The sequence below is a fragment of the Frankia sp. CgMI4 genome (assembly GCF_001756285.1).
GTDB lineage: Bacteria > Actinomycetota > Actinomycetes > Frankiales > Frankiaceae > Frankia > Frankia casuarinae.
In genome coordinates, this window is record NZ_MAQZ01000064.1 from 1 (window position 1) to 17678 (window position 17678).

At 66.8% G+C, this 17678-nt stretch carries 15 protein-coding genes and 2 pseudogenes; 10 read left to right on the top strand and 7 right to left on the bottom strand.

Annotated features, from left to right (window positions below; all coding sequences use genetic code 11):
• Positions 1 to 191: pseudogene (locus Manayef4_RS25915) on the bottom strand (transposase); the annotation flags it as partial.
• Positions 192 to 672: 481 nt separating this feature from the next.
• Here Manayef4_RS25915 and Manayef4_RS10275 point away from each other — a divergent pair.
• The 6 genes from Manayef4_RS10275 to add all read left to right on the top strand — a co-directional run bounded on the left by Manayef4_RS10275 (position 673) and on the right by add (position 7784).
• Positions 673 to 1860, top strand: coding sequence for a sulfatase (locus tag Manayef4_RS10275; RefSeq protein ID WP_070131442.1), 1188 nt, complete (start codon positions 673 to 675; stop codon positions 1858 to 1860).
• Entirely contained in the window at positions 1850 to 2263 is a 414-nt protein-coding gene (locus Manayef4_RS10280) for a DUF6027 family protein (RefSeq protein ID WP_011436204.1), read from the top strand. Before Manayef4_RS10275 ends, Manayef4_RS10280 begins: the two co-directional genes overlap by 11 nt.
• 461 nt (positions 2264 to 2724) lie before the next feature.
• Positions 2725 to 3837: a LacI family DNA-binding transcriptional regulator gene (locus tag Manayef4_RS10285; RefSeq protein ID WP_083282382.1), complete on the top strand. Its 1113-nt coding sequence runs from the start codon at positions 2725 to 2727 to the stop codon at positions 3835 to 3837.
• A gap of 48 nt (positions 3838 to 3885) precedes the next feature.
• Complete coding sequence (locus Manayef4_RS10290) at positions 3886 to 5199, top strand: MFS transporter (RefSeq protein WP_070131443.1); 1314 nt, start codon at positions 3886 to 3888, stop codon at positions 5197 to 5199.
• 45 nt (positions 5200 to 5244) lie between these two features.
• Positions 5245 to 6432 carry a cytochrome P450 gene (locus Manayef4_RS10295; protein ID WP_070131444.1) on the top strand — a complete coding sequence of 396 codons (1188 nt, stop codon included), beginning with the start codon at positions 5245 to 5247 and terminating at the stop codon, positions 6430 to 6432.
• 353 nt (positions 6433 to 6785) lie between these two features.
• Complete coding sequence (gene add / locus Manayef4_RS10300) at positions 6786 to 7784, top strand: adenosine deaminase (RefSeq protein ID WP_070131445.1); 999 nt, start codon at positions 6786 to 6788, stop codon at positions 7782 to 7784.
• 224 nt (positions 7785 to 8008) lie between these two features.
• Here the strand turns inward: add and Manayef4_RS10305 are convergent, their stop codons facing one another.
• The 5 genes from Manayef4_RS10305 to Manayef4_RS10325 all read right to left on the bottom strand — a co-directional run bounded on the left by Manayef4_RS10305 (position 8009) and on the right by Manayef4_RS10325 (position 14200).
• Positions 8009 to 8884: a phosphotransferase gene (locus Manayef4_RS10305; protein ID WP_070131446.1), complete on the bottom strand. Its 876-nt coding sequence runs from the start codon at positions 8882 to 8884 to the stop codon at positions 8009 to 8011.
• Between the two features lie 134 nt (positions 8885 to 9018).
• Positions 9019 to 10482, bottom strand: coding sequence for an MFS transporter (locus Manayef4_RS10310; protein ID WP_083282383.1), 1464 nt, complete (start codon positions 10480 to 10482; stop codon positions 9019 to 9021).
• A gap of 125 nt (positions 10483 to 10607) precedes the next feature.
• Complete coding sequence (locus tag Manayef4_RS10315) at positions 10608 to 11405, bottom strand: class I SAM-dependent methyltransferase (RefSeq protein WP_011436211.1); 798 nt, start codon at positions 11403 to 11405, stop codon at positions 10608 to 10610.
• A 14-nt stretch (positions 11406 to 11419) separates the two neighbouring features.
• Positions 11420 to 12505, bottom strand: a complete 1086-nt coding sequence (locus Manayef4_RS10320) for a sulfotransferase (RefSeq protein ID WP_349257437.1) — start codon at positions 12503 to 12505, stop codon at positions 11420 to 11422.
• A 6-nt stretch (positions 12506 to 12511) separates the two neighbouring features.
• Positions 12512 to 14200, bottom strand: coding sequence for a radical SAM protein (locus Manayef4_RS10325; RefSeq protein ID WP_070131478.1), 1689 nt, complete (start codon positions 14198 to 14200; stop codon positions 12512 to 12514).
• 559 nt (positions 14201 to 14759) lie between these two features.
• Here Manayef4_RS10325 and Manayef4_RS22835 point away from each other — a divergent pair.
• A pseudogene (locus Manayef4_RS22835) lies at positions 14760 to 15296 on the top strand (IS6 family transposase); the annotation flags it as partial.
• A gap of 104 nt (positions 15297 to 15400) precedes the next feature.
• Here the strand turns inward: Manayef4_RS22835 and Manayef4_RS10335 are convergent.
• Positions 15401 to 16015: an ATP-binding protein gene (locus Manayef4_RS10335; RefSeq protein ID WP_236701556.1), complete on the bottom strand. Its 615-nt coding sequence runs from the start codon at positions 16013 to 16015 to the stop codon at positions 15401 to 15403.
• On the opposite strand from Manayef4_RS10335, the gene Manayef4_RS25920 reads away from it, so the two are divergent.
• The 3 genes from Manayef4_RS25920 (at position 15906) to Manayef4_RS10345 (ending at position 17460) form a co-directional block, all read left to right on the top strand.
• Positions 15906 to 16187, top strand: a complete 282-nt coding sequence (locus Manayef4_RS25920; RefSeq protein WP_235609218.1) for a hypothetical protein — start codon at positions 15906 to 15908, stop codon at positions 16185 to 16187. The genes Manayef4_RS10335 and Manayef4_RS25920 overlap by 110 nt on opposite strands.
• A gap of 201 nt (positions 16188 to 16388) precedes the next feature.
• Positions 16389 to 17267: a helix-turn-helix transcriptional regulator gene (locus tag Manayef4_RS10340; RefSeq protein ID WP_070131448.1), complete on the top strand. Its 879-nt coding sequence runs from the start codon at positions 16389 to 16391 to the stop codon at positions 17265 to 17267.
• The gene (locus tag Manayef4_RS10345; RefSeq protein WP_011436218.1) at positions 17251 to 17460 is read left to right on the top strand and encodes a DUF397 domain-containing protein; all 210 of its coding nucleotides are present in this window, start codon (positions 17251 to 17253) and stop codon (positions 17458 to 17460) included. Before Manayef4_RS10340 ends, Manayef4_RS10345 begins: the two co-directional genes overlap by 17 nt.
• The last annotated feature ends 218 nt before the right edge of the window (positions 17461 to 17678 follow it).

The following is a 17678-nucleotide window of genomic DNA, read 5'->3' on the forward strand; positions in this document are numbered from 1 at the left end:
AAAAACCGGTGCGCCCGGTCGTGCGGCCACAGCGTGGACAGGCCCGCGCCGACGAGCATCCCGCACACCGTGCGCCGCCCGCCGGTGGCGAGCATCCCCACGACGAGCGCCCGGAACGTCCGGAACGACGGCGCGGTGAAACACGGCCGGAAACCCTCCAGCAGCACCGCCAGAGAAACCGGTATCGTCACGTCCGGGAGCATCGGCGTCCAACTTTCGGGTTGGTACAGGAAACGCTGATGCTCCCGCCACCAGCCCCTCGCGCTGGCCTTCCACCCCTCCGCCACGCACCGCGATACCACCGGCAGGCACCAGGGAATCATCCACCCGAAAGCAATCGGGAAAATTATCCAGCCGTTGCCAGACACTGATCTGGATCAAGAAAACTGCGAAACTCTAGTTACCTGCCCGTCTCGTTATCGGTACTGCCACCTGATCCATCCTCTTCCCCGCGACCCACCAGGGATCAATTTATGATCTGCTCGAAAGCAGCTTCATGTAGGTCTACCAGGCCAACCACGAGCGGCTCCCCGCAGCCGATGAAGGACGCGCGCCTCGACAGACAGGGGAGTCAGTCGTATATATGGCCTGGGCCTTGCTACCGAGCGCCGACCGCCCTAGACTCGACTGAGCGAGAGGTCATCTTCGGCGCGCGAGGGGAACTCCATCTGCATGTCACAAAAGAGCACATCGCGCAAAAATGTTCTGCTTATTTCCCTGGACACGCTGCGCGCCGACGTCGCATACTCAGGAATCTTCCCGACGTTGCGCGGACTCAGCGAGTCCAGCGTCATGTTCAGTCAGGCGATATCCTCTTCACCGTTAACCCCGGTCAGCCATGCCACGGTGCTGTCGGGCAGGCAGCCACCGGTACACGGGGTGCGACACCTGTTCCAGGAATCGATGAACTCTGAGGTGACGACACTCGCCGAGGTGCTGCGAGAGCAGGGGTACGCCACCGGCGCGGTCGTCGCCTCACCTGGAATGAACGCCTGGTACGGTCTCGGCCGCGGCTTCGACCACTATGACGATTGGGTTCCCCCGTTGGCCGACGGTGGTGACGCGCTGCGGGTGGTCGACGTCGAACTGCGCGGCACCGCGATGAAGCGGGCGCCGATGGTCACCGAACGGGCGTTGCGGTGGTTCGAGCGCCAAGGGCCGAGGCCGGTGCTGCTGTTCGCGCACTATTTCGACTCCCACTGGCCCTATGAACCACCGGAGGACGTGGGCATTCCCGTGCGCAACCCTTACGAGGGCGAAGTCGCCTACATGGACCGCAGCGTCGGACACCTGCTCGACGGGCTGGTCGAGCGCGGCCTTGTCCTCGAGGACACCGCTGTCGTGCTGTTCTCCGACCACGGCGAGGACCTCGGCGGCTGGTACCCCGACGACCATGCGGGCGAGCTGGGCCATCCTGAGGAGCGTGGGCACGGCACCCTGCTGTTCGACGTGACCCAACGAGTCCCGCTGATCGTGCGTGCGTCGTGGRCAGGCTCGCCGGGCACTGTGGTGGACAGCCAGGTTCGGCTGGCCGACGTGATGAGCACAATCCTGGAACTAGTGGACGTTCCCGCGCCGGAGACCGACGGGGTGTCGCTGGTGCCAATGATGAAGTCGGGCACCACCGCCGAGGACCTGCCCGCCTACTGCGAGACGTTCTACCGGCTCGAACTCGCCAAGGCAGACCCGCGCTGGCGCCACCTCAAGGCGCTCACCGCGGTCCGCAAACCCGACCACAAGATCATCTGGGAACGCGGAACCGAGAACGTGGAGCTCTACGATCTGGTTAACGACCCGGCGGAACGCTCGCCCTACGGGTTCTTCGGCCAGGCCCCGCGAAGGGGTTCGGATGAGTCTTGACGCATCCTCGTGGACCGACGCCGAGGGCGTGCCGGTGGTACGGCTGCTGCGCTGGCGCGGGGAGTGGTCCGCGGAAGACCCGGATGCCAACTTCCGTGCCGAGGTCGCCGACTACACCCGGCTCGAACCGCTGACCACGGTGAGCACCCTGGCGAGCAGGCTGGAGATCCCGGTCGGCGCGCTGGTGCGCTACGTGCTGGCGAGATGGGCCACCGGCGGYAGCGCGGGGCTACTGGAACTGGGGCCCACAATGGTGCGCAGGATGTGGGAGCCGGTACGCACCGCCGAGGAGGCCGACTCCGACGAACATCGGCTCGCCGCCTACCATCAGCTGCGGCAGATGCTCTCCTGGCTCAAGGTTCCCTTGGACGATCCAACGGTCTACCCGGTGGCCGGTGAGTGAGGCGGGCGGGCTCCCACCCGCGGCGAGGGTGGCCGGCGGAGCGTCAGGGGCACGCTGTTGCGCCATTCACCTGCACCCCGCGGCTGCAGCTCTACGGGTTCGCTCGACGGTCGTAGACTGGCCCCGGACACGATCATCCTCGCCCTCGACGATCAGCGTCGGCTGCCCACCGCGCTGCGCGCGGAACTCGGGCGGCACGTACCCGACTAACGTGCGGCGGRCACGCTGCCTGCGGTGGACGACGCAGGCTGGGTGGCCGGCGAGCGGTGCGGAATGGTCGACGGCCCGCGCCCGCAGGTGGCCCGGACCTGGTTGGGCCTAATGGTCGCTGACCGCAGGCGCCCCCCGAGCCGGTTCAGTCGCTGCTGGAGGGTGGTCCGGCAACGCCGCCGGCTGCCGGTGGCGGTCGTCGAGCAGGTGCGCGCCCCGCGTCGTAGCAGCCTGTCGAGAGCAGCGCAACCATGACGATCAGGACTCAAGCCACTGAACTGGCCGCTCGGCTGCCGGCCGGCCCGACTGTGCGCGAGCGTGAGCCGGTGGCGGGCGGGCGGGTCACCCGCGACGACGTGGCGCGGTTGGCGGGCACCTCGACGGCAGTGGTCAGCTACGTGGTCAACGGTGGCYCGCGACCGGTCGCGGGCGCCACGAGGGCCAGAGTGCTAGCTGCGATTGAGCAACTGGGGTACCGGCCCAACGCCCTGGCCCGAGGGCTGAGCATGCGCGGGGTAATGCTGCTGGGGCTGGTGGTGCCCGACGCAGCCAACCCGTTCTTCGCACGGTTAGTCCACGCGGTCGAGCGGGCAGCGGCCCGCCGGGGACACCTGTTGCTGGTAGGCAACACGGCGTTTTCCCCTAGCGCGGAAGAGCACTACCTTGACGCATTCTCACGGCTCTCCCCCGCCGCGCTCWTCGTAGTCAACTCCGCGGATACCCCCGGGATCCGACACGTCCTGTCGATGCTGGACTGCCGAGTGGTGCTGCTCCACAAGCGAGTCATCGGCTTCCACGGGCCGCTGGTCATCGGCGACGACTACCGAGGGGGCTGGCTGGCCGCCGAGCACCTGGTCGGCCATGGCCGTAAGAGGCCGCTGTGTCTGAGCGGTCCGGACCGGGAGTCCCCGGTGGCCGACCGCGAGCGGGGGTTCTCCGCCGCGCTGCGGGCTGCGGGCGCCCCCGTCACCTCGGTGCTGCGCAGCGGCTTCCTCCGTGCCGAGGCCATGCGCGCTACGCTGGCGGCCATAGCGGGCAGCTACCAGCCGGACGCGATCTTCGCTACCACCGAGGAGCATGCGCACGGGGTGCTCGCTGCGGYGCGGGCTGCGGGGGTGCGGGTGCCCGACGACCTGGCCGTGCTGGCCATGGACGGGCTACCGGAAGGTGAGTTCGCCGCGCCGCCGTTGTCGACCGTGGCGGTAGACATCGCGGGCTTCGCCGATATGGCGGTAAACGAGGCCCTGAACCCCGGACCGGGCGACACCCGGGTAACCGTCTTCGGCGTGCGGCTGGTTCCGCGTCTCAGCTGCGGGTGCGCCCCGGCGCCCGCTCGGACCAGTACGTCCACTACGGACGTCTGATCCGGGCTCACCCACATGAACCCGTCCCCGATGTTGAGGAGCAGACATTTGCCGACCCCCCATAACCGGGACCGGTCGGCGCTACGGATCCTGCTGACGAGCATGATCGGCAGCGCCATCGAATGGTACGACTTCTACCTGTACTCCACCGCGTCGGCGCTGGTACTGGGGCCGCTGTTCTTCCCTAAGAGCTCGCCTCAGGCCCAGATCCTGGCTGTGTTCGCGACCTACGCAGCCGGCTTTCTGGCCCGGCCAATCGGTRGCCTGCTTGCCGGACACCTCGGCGACCGGGTCGGGCGCAAGTCGATCCTGGTGCTGACTCTCGGCGTGATGGGGATGGCCACGTTTCTCGTCGGCCTGCTGCCTACCAGCAACCAGGTCGGGGTGCTGGCCCCCGCGCTGCTGATCGTGCTGCGCGTGTTGCAGGGGATCGGCATCGGCGGCGAGTGGGGCGGCGGGGTGCTGCTGGCGGTGGAGAACGCCCCACCGGGCCGGGGCGGATGGTACAGCAGCTGGCCGCTGCTGGGGTTCCCGGTCGGCCTCGCGTTGAGCACCCTCACCTGGACGGCGCTGGCCCAGCTGCCCAGGCAGGAGCTACTGTCCTGGGGCTGGCGTCTCCCGTTCCTGGCCTCTGTGGTGCTGGTGGGCATCGGACTGTACGTGCGACTGGRCATCGCCGAGACCCCTGAGYTCAGCCAGGCCAGGGCCGCGGGCGAGGTGGTGYGGCTACCGGTGGCACAGGTCCTGCGCGAGCAGCCGCGCCACGTGCTGTGCGGGCTACTGGCGGCGCTCGGAGTGGGCAGCACGGTCTCGCTCTACAGCGTCTTCCTGCTGTCCACCGTGGCCACAGGAGGTGGTCGCCACGATGTCGCGCTGACTGCACTGGTCATCAGCGCCGCGTTGCAGTGTCTCTCGATACCGCTGTTCGCCACACTGTCGGATCGGATCGGGCGCAAACCATTGATGGTGTTCGGTTACGCGGTCGCCGCAGCGACCACCGTCCCKGCGCTGCTGTGGTTCGACAGTGGAAACCTACTCGCGGTGAGCGCAATCTACGTCATGGCCATATCGATCGGGCACGGCGGCTGCTATGGTAATCTCGCGGCATTCCTCTCCGAGCTGTTCCCGCCTACCCGGCGATTCTCCGCGCTTGCGGTGACGTACCAAGTTGGTGTCACCGTCGCCAGCTTCCTCCCGTTGGCCGCCACAGCGATTGCCTCCGGCACGCGCATGACCGTCGATGTCGCACTGCTGTTCTGCGGTGTCGCCACCGTCGCCGCGATCGCGACTTCCCTGGCACCCCARCCTTTMATGCCATCCACCACCACCCCCGTAGGCGATCATGTAGCTACCGTGAGCTAATCACACTCGTCGCTCCCCTTTGCTGATCTGAGAGAGGACATCCACATGGCGACCCTACCCGACCTCGGTGATGCCGACGCCCTGCGGGACTGGCACACCTCCTTCCGTGCGATCCGCGAACACCAACGGATGTACTGGGATGACGCCGTCGGCGCGTGGCTGGTAACTCGGCACGCCGACGTCGAGATGGGCCTGTACGACCACCGGCTGTCCTCACAGGGCCCGACGTCATTCATGGCCCAACTGTCCGCCGAAGACCTGGCGAAATTCGCCGACCTGCAACGATTCTACGAAAGCTGGATGGTCTTCTCCAACGAGCCTTACCACACCGTTGTGCGCGGGTCGGTGCAACGCGTGCTGACCCCGAGAGCGGTGCAGAAACGCCAAGAGGCGGTCCGCGCCGCGGCGCGGTCACTGTTGGACCGGGCCAGAGCGGAGGTCGTCGACGTCAACAGCGACTTCGCCAGACCGCTGGCCACGGCGGTGATCTCGGAGGTGCTCGGTGTTCCAGAGCAGGAGTGGGACAACTGCTCCCGCTGGTCRCACCACATCATCGACTTCATCAGTGCGCCGCAGCCGGATGCGTCGCGGGCCATGGCTGCGGCGGAGTCCTACGACCAGATGTGCGACTATGTCTACCACCTGGTGGAGGAACATCRCCGCACCGGCCGCGACGACTCGCCGATGCTGGCCGTGGCCGACGTCGGCGCGCACGCGGTGGTGGGCACGTTCGCGCAGTTCATGACCGGCGGCTGCGACCCGATCTCGGCCGCGATCGCCAACGCGGTGGCCACGTTGCTCGCCCACCCCGACCAGATGCAGAGACTGGAGCGCGACCGCTCACTGATCCCGACCGCGATAGAGGAGTTCATCCGTTACGAGTCCCCATTCACCCTCGTGCCCAGAGTGGTGACCGAGCCGATGACCGTGGCCGGGCAGCACCTCCACGAAGGCTCTCGGGTACTGTTCATGCTGCTGGCCGCCAATCGCGACCCTGGTGTGTTTGAACGTCCGGACGAGGTGGACGTCGGCCGTTCACCCAATCCGCACCTGGGCTTCGGCAAAGGCAGCCATTACTGCATCGGCGCGGGCTTGGCCCGGCTGGAGATGACCGAGTCGATCGAGGCGATCATCGACATGGCGCCGAACCTGGAGTTGGCAGGCCAGGTGGAATGGTCCAGCAGCTTGGGTCTGCGGTCTGCGGTGAAACTCCCGGTATCGGTGTCCCGATAGCGCCCACCACGTGACGGTCAATTCGGATACTGGCCGCTGACCGCGGTCACGCTGACGTCCGCCACCGTGTTCGAATAGCCGGCGTGCGCGGGCGACAACACTTCTGGCGCGACGCATGCTGCTCGCGCAGGTGGTTCGCAGGGCGCCATGCATACCTGGATTTGGCTCAAGCCACGCCTTTTCAGTTCGATCAATATAGCCGTCCCCAGGCATCACACTGGGGTGCGGGCTGGAGAGGCTCATGCGCAGATGACGCTGGACGAGCGGGTGGGTGAAGGGCGTGTGCTCGTTGACCGACAACGAAGCGGCCACTCCGCTTGCGTGGCCCTGGTAGGAAGGGCTGAAGGGCCTCGGTGCCTATTTTCCACCAGTCGCTTTCGGAACGCGGATCCGATGCCGTGAACCGRTGCGAACTGCACTGCCRTCTCGACGGCTCGGTCCGGCTGAACACACTGGCCAACATGGCCGCAGCAGCACGACTGACCCTCGTCGCGCCCATCGAGCGTCTGGCCGTCGCACCGGAGGACGTGGGAGATCTGCCCTCCTTCCTGACATACATCGACATTGCCCTGGACGTGCTGCAGACCCCGGATGCGCTGCGCCGGACCGCCGCTGAACTGGTCGCGGACTGGGCCGCCGATGGGGTCGACTATGGTGAAGCCCGCTTCGCTCCGCAGCTGCACACCCGCGCGGACATGGCGATCGACGATGCGATTATCGCGGTGGCCGACGGSTTGGCGGAGGGAACGCGCGCACATGGAGTCGGCTCCGCGCTGATCGTATGTTGCCTACGCCAGCAGTCTCCGGAGATCAGTCTCATGGTCGCCGACGCCGCCGCGCGGCTACGGCACGTCGTCGCTGGTCTGGATCTGGCGGGCGACGAGCGGGTCCTTGGCGCGCGACACGTCGAGGCATTCAACCTGGCGCACAGCCAAGGTATCCCGGTGACCGTTCACGCGGGCGAGGCGGTCGGTCCCGAGAGCGTGTGGGAAGCGTTGGACGTGCTCGGCGCCTGGCGTATCGGGCATGGGGTACGCAGCGTCGAGGAAGCGGCGCTACTGGATCGTCTGCGCCGGGATCAGATCGTGCTGGAAACTTGTCCACGCTCCAATGTGCTGACRCGGGCCGTGCCCGCGCTGGCGGCACATCCAGTGGCGCGTTTCCTGAACGAGGACATCCGCGCAACGGTCAACACCGACGCGCGCACCACCGCTGCTACCACTCTCACCGCCGAGCTGGATTCGCTCGCCCGGGAGTTCGGCTGGAGCGATGACGAACCCGAACTGCTATGCCGCAACGCCGCCAAGGGCGCCTTCGGTCCGCTGCTACCGACATGGCCGAAAGTCTCATAACCATCCTGCTCACTGCGGGGATGTGTGACGAGTCGACCAATGCCTGGTACAGGACAATCTGTCCGGCGACGTTGCGCTCGGGCAGCAGTGCCAGGYAGACGCTGCCAGACGCGGGCCTCGGCCCAGCCGTGTCGCCGCCGCCAGAGGTCGCTCTCCACACCCCGAACAAACCCGTCGGCGAACATCTGCCCGCAGTGGCACCGCGAGCACCGGGTCGCGGCAGGTCAGGTCAGAGCCGGCAGGCCCAGCACACGCGCGGCCCAGGGCAGGGCGATGCGTAGCTGAACCAGCTGGATGCCGCGGACCCCCGGTGCGTCGGGGATAGGCGGCTGGCCTGCGCGCGCGGCGAAGAAACCCGCCACGTGCGCGGCCATAGCCGGGTCGAGGTCGGCTACGACCCGCTCGGGTAGCGGACCGCCCTCGGCACGCAGGCTCGGCAGCCAAAACGCGATGTCAAACTCAGGATTGCCGATGGCGGCGTGGTTCCAGTCGAACAGGACCGCACGGCCTTTGCGTAGGAAGACGTTGTCGCTGCGTACGTCGAGATGGAGGGTGGAACGCCCGGCGAGCGTCTGGCTGTCGGCCGCGCCGAGCAGAGCAGGCAGCGCCCGGTCCAGCCAGCCGTGCGTGCACAGGCCGAGCGAGAGGAAAGGGCCGGGGTCTTCTGCGACCAGCCGCCAGCCCTGCTGGCAGTAGGGGCTGGCCTCGATAGCCGRCAGGTCGGCGGGGRCGGGCACCCGGTGYAGCTCGGCCAGGCTTGTCTGCACTGCCTCGATCGCCTCGGGAGTCCACGGCGGCGGCCACTCGCCGTCGGAGAGGTTCTCCAGCACCAGCATCGGAGTCGCGCCGTCGTCGTCCCACCCTAGCGATTCAGGCAGGAACGACCCACCCAGTGAGGAGTAGACCGCGTGCTCGGTACGTAGCCAGGCCCCTGTCTCCTCATTGACCGCCTGCTTGACGAAGACAGAACGGCCCCCGGCCAGCTCGACGACCCAACGACGGTTCGGGGTGTAGCCTCTGTCGGTGATCGCGCGGGCGGCAACCACACGATCACCCAAGATCCGACGCAGCCGCTCGGCATCGGCCAAACTGAGTTCCACGACGGCATCATACTGACCATGAGTCAGCCACCCGCATCTGGATGAAGTGACGTGGGGCAACCTGCAGCGTCGGTGCTGCATAGCCAGACGAACCGATCACACGGTGACGGCACCCCCGGGCACGTCCGCCGGCATCAGCCTGCGTGGACCGATTCGACTCGGCCCGGTCCCGACCGCAGCAGCACCCCGCACACCAGCAGTCCCACGACCACGATCGCGGCGATGGCYAGAAAAGCGCCGTGCAAACCCTGGTTGTTCGCCTCGGCCTGGCCCGCCCCGCCGTCGAGGGCGGCAGTGGACCGCCAGGTGACAATCGCGGCGAGCACGGCGGGACCGATCGACTGCCCAATGTTCATGCCAACGTTGAGTAGTCCGGACGCAACACCCTGCCGCTCAGCTGCGACGGTGGCCGTGGCAGCAACGGTGATCGCGACGAACGCGATGCCCTGGCCCAGACCGAGCAGGATCATCGCGGGAACCAGCAACGGCACGCCACCACCGGTGGGCAAGAACGCCATCGCCACCTCGGCCACCGCAGCAATTGCCAGCCCGACAGGCAGGCTGCGGATGGGGCCGATTCTAGCGATCAGCAGGACTCCGACCTTGTTGCCTACGACCATGAAAAGCGTAACCGGAATAAACATCAGTCCGGCGACGAGCGCGGACATTCCGCTCACTGCCTGCAGATACAGGGTGATAGCGAAGAACTGCCCTCCGAGGGCGGCACCGAAAAACACCGACATCAGGTCGGCGACAGCCACCGGACGGACGCGCAAGATATCGCGGTGCATCAGCCGATCTGTGCTCCGCCGCTCCATAAGCACGAATGCTCCCAGTAGCACCACTACGGCCGTTGCCCGGACCAGGGTATCCGCAGCGGCAGAGACCGGACCCTCGGCGACCGTCCATACCAGAAGACCCATCGCCGCGCCTGCCGTTAGGACCGCGGGAAGACGGAACCGGGGCCCAGCCTCGGTCTCCCTGGTCGCGTCGACGGCGATCAGCCGTGGCGCCAAGACCAAGCACAGCAACCCAATCGGGACATTGACCAGCAGGACAGCCCGCCAGTCCAGTGCCCAGGTCAGTACCCCTGCGGCCGGTCCCCCCAGGGCCAGGYCGCCCGCACCGGTGACACCCCACCAACTCAGCGCCCTCGTACGCTGTTTCCCCTCGGGGTATCGCGTGACGACCAAGGCTTGGGCGGCCGGGGTGATGAGGCCCGCGGCGRCACCCTGCATGCTGCGGCCAACCAGCAACGCGGCGGCCGAGCCTGACACCGCGACTACCGAGGCGACGACGAATAGYGCGAGTCCCACCAAGAGCACCCGGCGCCGCCCGAACACGTCCGCGGCTCGGCCACCCAACAGCAGGAACGCAGCGAAGGCCAGCCCGTAAGTCGCGGTGACGTAGGTCAGCCCACGATCAGTGAGACCGAGGTCGTCCCCCATTGTTGGCAGCGCCACGAAGACGACGGTGAAGTCCATCGCGATCAGCAGGTGTTGGATGTTCAGCAGAAGGAGCGCACCAGTCGGGCTGGATTTATCAGCGTCAAGGTCGCGCCCGCCGCGAATCGCCCGACTCCCCCTCTTATTAACCATTTCACCCGATTCCTGATTGGATAAAGATTGCCTGACACTGGGCCTCGGTGGGCTACCGAGGCCCAGGCAGGCCGGCGAACGCGGCGGCTTCCAGGGTCAGCCGGCAGATGAAGCGTTTACCGCGGTCATGCAACGTCACCGCCAGGTTTGCAGCCGGAGGCGATCACGAAGAGCATGTGATCGACAAACAGGCCGTTTCGCTGGTGCACCGAGTGCAGGCGGCTGAACTCAGGCGAGGCAGAGCGGTACACCTCGCGGATGGCCTCTCGGGCGGACTCGTCGATAGCGCCGTTGTCCGACCAGACATCGACGTCCTCGATCGAGACATACCGCTCGGTCCGCAGATCGGTGCACCCCGAGCTGGCAACCAGCTTCGCCATGTCCTCGGGTAGGAAAAAGTGGCGCCGTACCGGATTGCGCAGACGCAGCACCTCGAAGTATTCGTCGCGGTCGTCCGGTCCGTAGGCACACAGGTTGATCAGTATGAGCCGCCCGCCCGGCCGCAGTACCCGCACCATCTCGCGCACCGCATCGGGCAGGCGCATGAACTGCACGCCCTGCCTGCACACCACGACGTCGAAGCTGGCATTGGGCCAGGGCAGTTCCTCCGCAGGGCTGATGACCAGCTCGTCGAGGTGTGGCCGGGCCTGAGCAGCCATGTCCTCGGTGATATCGACCCCGATGACTGCGCCAACCCTGCCGTGAAACAGTCGCGATACCAATCCGGTCCCGCAGGCAACGTCCAGCACGCGGTCGGTCGGACCCGCATTGGCGACACGCACGATCACTGCGCCTAGCTCGTCGTCGGTACACCAGGAACTGGACATGTCATAGGTGCGAGCGCGGGCACTGAAGTGGCCGACGACGTTTTCACGGTCGATCCCGGTCCCTTCCCGGCCGAGCTCCAGCCTGTTGATTTTCACGCGTCTCCCATTCATCACCGGGTTCTCAACTGGGGCAGTTCCATTGGCACCCGGGTGCGCGCCCACGCTGTCAGCCGCAGCGAGCGCACCGTCGCGTCGCGCCGGAGCCTACGGGTGTAGTTACGGTCCCGGCACAACGAACGCACCTCGATCACGGTGCGCAGTCCAGCCGAGCGCAGCGCCATGGCGACCATCGAAGGCGCCACCTCCTCCGGCGCGGCGTCGGCGTCCGAGCCATGGTCGTAGCCCAGCCGCCGGGCCAGCGGTGCAGCCACCGCAGCCACCTGCCTACGCTCGGCGGCGGTCAGGCCGGTGCGGTGCGCGCCKATCCGGTCGGCGCCGACCGGCTGCGCGGCCCGTCTCCAAGACTCGGCGAGCGCGCCGATCCGACGCGCCCCCGATGTGAGATGATGGTGCAACATCCCGGCATGCATGGGCTCGCCGAGAAAGGAGCAGAGTTCGTTCAACGCGCCCTCTGGCTCGGTCACCAAGTCCTCGTAGCGAAGCAGGTATACCACCGCGGGCCCGTGCCGCGCCAGCGCCGCGTCCGCGCACCGCTGCTCGCGTAGCCATAGCCGGGCCATCCGATAGGGCATGCTTGGGCCGAAGACCGCACGCTTGGCCGAGGCAGCGACGTCTAGGGGATCCCGGACCAGCCAGACGAACCGGGCGTCGGGATAGCGGCGTAGCACCTCGTCGATGTGGTCGACCATGAACGTGCTCTTGCACCCCCACCGCGGCTTGTCCTCGGCCTCGCGGTACTGTTCGTAGATCGCGGCTACAACGCCGAACGTGGAGGCGTCGGACTCGCGGACCACGCGTGCGAGATCTACCGGATGCGGCCAAGGATGCAGGTGAGCACGCACGATCCGCAGCGCGTCGCGGGCCAGCCGTGTGCGGTTGGYCGCAACACCGAGGTCTCCGTAGGACGCTGCCAGCGGGGCCAGGTACCTCATCAGGTGCGGCGGGTGCGGGACCGCGATGGCGGGGTGTGCGTCGAGCATGAGCCGCAGAAGATTCGACCCGGATCGCTCAGTACCAATAATCAGGACAGGGCGCGCCGACCCAGGTGGTGGAACGGCGGCGCTCACCACAACCACCGCCGCTCAAGCCGATGCGGCCGCGACATGCGCCGGGGCGGCCTTAACCATCCGCGCGGCCCCGCTGGGGATCAGGCTACTACCCAGGGCGGCCACATCCGGGCTGGCGCACCTGTCCAGGGTGAATCGCTCCGAGCCGGGGGCCAACGGGCCTGCCGCAGAGCTGAACYCCCGCCGCCAGTTGCGGCCCGCGTATGACGTCGACCGCTCCAGGCCGTCGTCGGGCTGCGGATGAAAGTACTGGAAGTTCTCGGGGAAGTGCTTGAAGTTCATCACCGGCCMCGGCTCGTAGGAGTCATAGATGCGCTTGTAGGCATCGCGGCAGACCTGCTCGGGCAGGCCACTGACGTTGAGAAACTCGTCCTCATACAGCGCCTGCTCGGTCGAGAGCCAATTCAGGTGGTCAATCTCGGAGCGGATAAGACCGGAGGCGATGGCYTGTTGGTAGACCGTGGTTCCCGGCATGGCCGACAGGTACTTGACTCGGGTGACATGGTTGTAGGTCTCKGCGAACTCCACCATGTGTCTCAGCGATTCCTCGCTCTCGTTGGCCAGTCCGACGATGAGYAGGGACCCGAAGCGCACGCCAGCGTCGAAGGTGGTGTTCATCGCCCGGATAGTCAGGTTCTCGCTGCTGCCCTTGCGGGCCTCACGGAGCACGTCCTTGCCYAGCGACTCCACGCCGTAGAGGATGATATCGGCGCCCGAATCACGCATGGCATCGGCCCTTGGCTTGTCCATGTCCGCACACCGCGTCAGGCACGTCCAGCCGATGTTGTATGGCTTGATGACGTCGCACATCTCGATGGTCTGGCCGCGGTGCGAGCTGAAGGTCAGATCGACAAAGAAGCAGAAGTCAATGCCATAGCGAGTCTTCAGCCAAGCCATGTCCCGATCCATCTTTTCCGGGGATTTGGCCCGTACTTGCGGAGTGGTGCGATAGCAGAAGGAGCAGTCCATCTTGCAGCCGCGGCTGTAGGAGGAGATGATCTGAGGCTGGAGGCCATTGTGACCCTGAGACTGCGGYCACAGCTCCAGCCGCATCCTGGGCAGCGCGTCGAGATCCATCATTTGACCCCGAGCAGGCGTCCGCTTGACCTCACCCTCCTTGGTGCGGTAGCAGATCCCACGGATACTGGGCAGGTCGCGCTCCCAACGAYCCGCCGCGTAGCTCTCCATCAGCTCCAGGATTGTGATCTCGCCTTCGCTGATCACTGCGATGTCGCAGGCGGTGTCGTTCATGAACACGTGCGGCACCGAGGTGACCAGCGAGCCGCCGCAGATGATCGGCACGTCCGGTTCTGCTTCCTTCATCTTAGCCATAAGCTCGCGACAAAAGGGGAAGTTGTCCTCGAATGTGCACACGCCCAGCACGTCGGTCTGTCCGACGATGGCATTGTAGGCCTCGTTTAGCGGGTCCAGCGAGTACCGCACGTCGATAATGCGCACCGGATAGCCCGCGTTGTGCAGGACAGTGGAGATGTAGCTGGCGCCCTCGTACGGGGAGGTGAGGAAGAACTCCCACCCACGCGGCATACTGAAAGGAGAGGGGCCGACGACCAGTGTGAAGCGAGGCAGCGATGGGTTCGTCGCCACCGGAGTAGAATCCTGCTCTCGCATCTGAGCCATGTAGCGGTGGTCGACGGTGTCGTCGGCGTTGGTATAGAGCTCAAGTGCCAGGGACTTACGTGCCATTGCAGTGTCCTCCCTGAAGAAGTGATATCGGCGTGGCCACCGGAATACGATTCGGCCGACTACCAGGTGCATGGCGCTAGTCGTCGACGGGCGCCGGATGACCGATATCCCAATCGTAACACCGCAGCCCAATAGGTCACGACAGGAAAACCGAAACCACCCGGAATAACTAGTGCCAGACCGCCCGCGCGACACTCGAATGAAGTTGCTTTCAAGCAGATCATAAAATGTTTCCTGGTGCGCCGCGGCGAAGTGTCGGGGCAGGTGGCAGCGTCGATGCGCCGAGGCCAGGAGGTAACAGATACGGCATGGCCCTCGACTGTTCACGACAGTTCCCACACCAGGCTGGCCCTCACCCAAAGGTGCCATGGGCCGCCGGGTCGCAGCTTCCTGAAAACAGTCGCCCGCCGCYGCGCCTGTCTGGCAGAACCACCGGCCATCGGCGAGGTTGCGAACGACCCGCGGGGGCTCTGGTGCATCGGCGGAGTCCGCTGTCCGCGACCGCCGATCGGTCGTGATCGAGTGATGCGTCGACGTCGTGTCCGTCCACTGGTGACAACTGGTTCCGACGTCGGAGTGCGCCGGGTTCCGGTTCCCACCCGAGGTGATCACCCTGGCGGTCCGCTGGTACCTGCGGTTCGCCCTGTCGTACCGCGACGTGGCGGAACTCCTCGCCGAACGCGGCCTCGAGATTGATCACGTCACGGTCTACCGGTGGGTGCGCCGGTTCACCCCGCTGCTGATCGACGCGGCCCGGCCATGCCGGCACACACCGGATGATCGTTGGTTCGTCGACGAAACGTCGGTGAAGGTCGCCGGACGATGGACCTGTCTGTACCGGGCCGTCGACCAGGTCGGCCAGGTCATCGACGTGGTGGCCGGCGAGAAGCGGGATCTCGCCGCGGCCCGCCGGTTCTTTACCCGCGCCCTGTCCCACGGCCGGCGGCCCGTCGAGGTGACCACCGACCGGGCCGCCTCCTCCCCACGAGTCCTCGACGAACAGCTCCCTGCCGCTCCTCACATCGACGACCAGTACGCGAACAATCCGATCGAGGCCGACCACGGCCGGATCACGGCACGACTACAGCCGATGCGATCGCCGCGCGGGACGGAACGGGTATCGCTGGTCAAGCTCGCTGGCGATCTCCAGGTGGATCATCCCGTGGCCCGCAGGCCGCCGCGGATGTCTTCCATCACTGCTCATGGGACGGTCCGCAGGCCTGATCCCCGCTTCCTTCTCTGGGCTGCGAGGTGCTGGCCAGAGGTGACCGCCTCGGGTCGGCGGGGGTGCTGCCAGGGGTCCAGAGCGCGCAGCGCGTCCGCGACCCGCCGCAGGGTTTGCTGGTCGGTGCGGTAGGCCACCGGTTCCACCGGTTGCGGCCCTGCCACCGGCGTTCGTGTCGGCATCACCGGAGCCGTGATGGCCGTCGTCGGGCGCAATCCACCCGGAATCTGCGCCCAGACGACCTTTCCGCCGGTACGCGCCCGGAACCATCCCCATCGGGTGCTCAGCGCATCGACAAGGGTGAGACCGCGTCCGTGCTCGTCGAAGGCGTCGGGGCTGGTGAGCTGCGGACCCACCTCGCTGCTATCCCACACTTCGACGAGCACGTGTCCGCTCGCGGCGGTGAGCCGTATCGCCACCACGTCGCGCGGGTGGCTGGCCTTGACGGCATTGGACGCCAGTTCACAGGCGACGGCTTCGGTGATCGAGACYGCGGCGCGGCTCACGAACCATGCGGTCAGCGTGCGAACCGTGCTCGTGCGCACGTCGGTCACGGCGGCGTCGGTGGGTGGGAAGTGCGCCACGGCCACCCGGACAATGGGCGTCGGGTCACCGCTCATGCCCGCGGCCCTGGCCGTGTCGCCTCTGGCTGTCTACGGCACCACACAAGCTCATCCCCGCCTGTCGTTGCGGTTGGTGACGCTGACCCCGCCGGGCCTGGCCTGGCGGCGGTGCATCCGGCGGGGACAGCGGACGGTGTGAAGGACGTGCCCGCGCTGATGCGGCCTGCGTGACCTGATCTGCGCGGATCGTCCCCCTGGCAAGCCGATGATGGGCCTGTGGACTTCCGGATGCAAGTACGATCGGAAGTCCGTTCGGACTTGTTGTGGTCCTGTGTGGGCGGCGACGCACGCAGCGGTGCCAGACTGTGGCGCCAGCGGGGCAAGGCGGAGTGGAGGGGTCGTGGCGGCACGATCGGGGCCAACGGTTCGACGACGCAGGCTCGGGGTCGAGCTGCGCCGCCTGCGCGAAGCGGCCGGGCTCACCGCCGCCGAGGCGGCCAAGGCGATCCGCGGGTCGGAGGCGAAGATCAGCCGGATGGAGAACGGGCTCGTCTCGTTCCGGGCGATCGACGTCAGTGATCTTCTGCACGCCTACGGCATCACCGACGACGCCCGACGTGAGGCGGTCCTCGCGCTGGCCAAGGAGACCCGGCAGCAGGGCTGGTGGCACACCTACGGGGATGTGGTTCCGCGCTGGTTCGAGGTGTATGTCGGGCTCGAAGCCGAGGCGAGCCACATCGCGACATTCGAGATGTTGCTCGTTCCCGGGCTACTCCAGACCGCCGACTAYGCCCGCGCGGTGATGCAGGCCGCCACGCCGCTGCTGGCTGATGCGGAGATCGATCGTGCCGTGGATCTCCGCCTCGGTCGTCAGAAGGCGCTGRCCGCCGACCCACCGCCGCAGCTCTGGGCGATCCTGGACGAAGCCGCGGTCCGCCGTGTGGTCGGTGGGCCCACGGTGACACGTGCCCAACTCGCCCACCTGATCGAGATGTCCCGCCGTCCCGAGATCACTATCCAGGTGCTGCCGTTCCGTCTCGGGGCCCACGCGGGCATGGGTGGATCGTTCATCCTGCTGGGCTTCCCCGACGGGGACAACACACCGGAGATCGTCTACATCGATCAGGCGACCGGCAGCCTGTACCTTGATCGCCCGGCGGACGTCAGTCAGTACCGGGAACGGATGGATAGGCTGCGGGCATCAGCCCACGATGAGGACGCATCACGCCGCCTGATCGTCGACGCGATGGAAGGTGTTGACGATGACCACAACCCGTGACACCCAGTTGCACTGGCGCAAGAGCAGCCATAGCAACGGCAACGGCGGGGCCTGCGTCGAAGTCGCCGAGCTGCCCGACGGTGGCCGTGCGGTCCGGGACTCCAAGGACCCCGGCGGGCCCGTCCTCGTGTTCACGGCGGCAGAGTGGACGGCGTTCCTCGCTGGCGCACGCGATGGCGAGTTCGGTTCCTGACAGCGACGTAGCGGCGTTGCTGATCTCCCAGTCGTGCGCCGTGGGTGAGACGGGCGCCTTCCGCCCGGTCTTCGTCTCCCGACGCCGACCGCTTCTGTGCGCCGTGCTCAGCCCGGCGTGATCTGCGCTACACCGATCGGGACACCGCCGGTCTCCCGTCTTCGATGATCAGGCGGGACGGCTTGACGGGACCAGGCGTCGCATCGGCCTACAAGGTG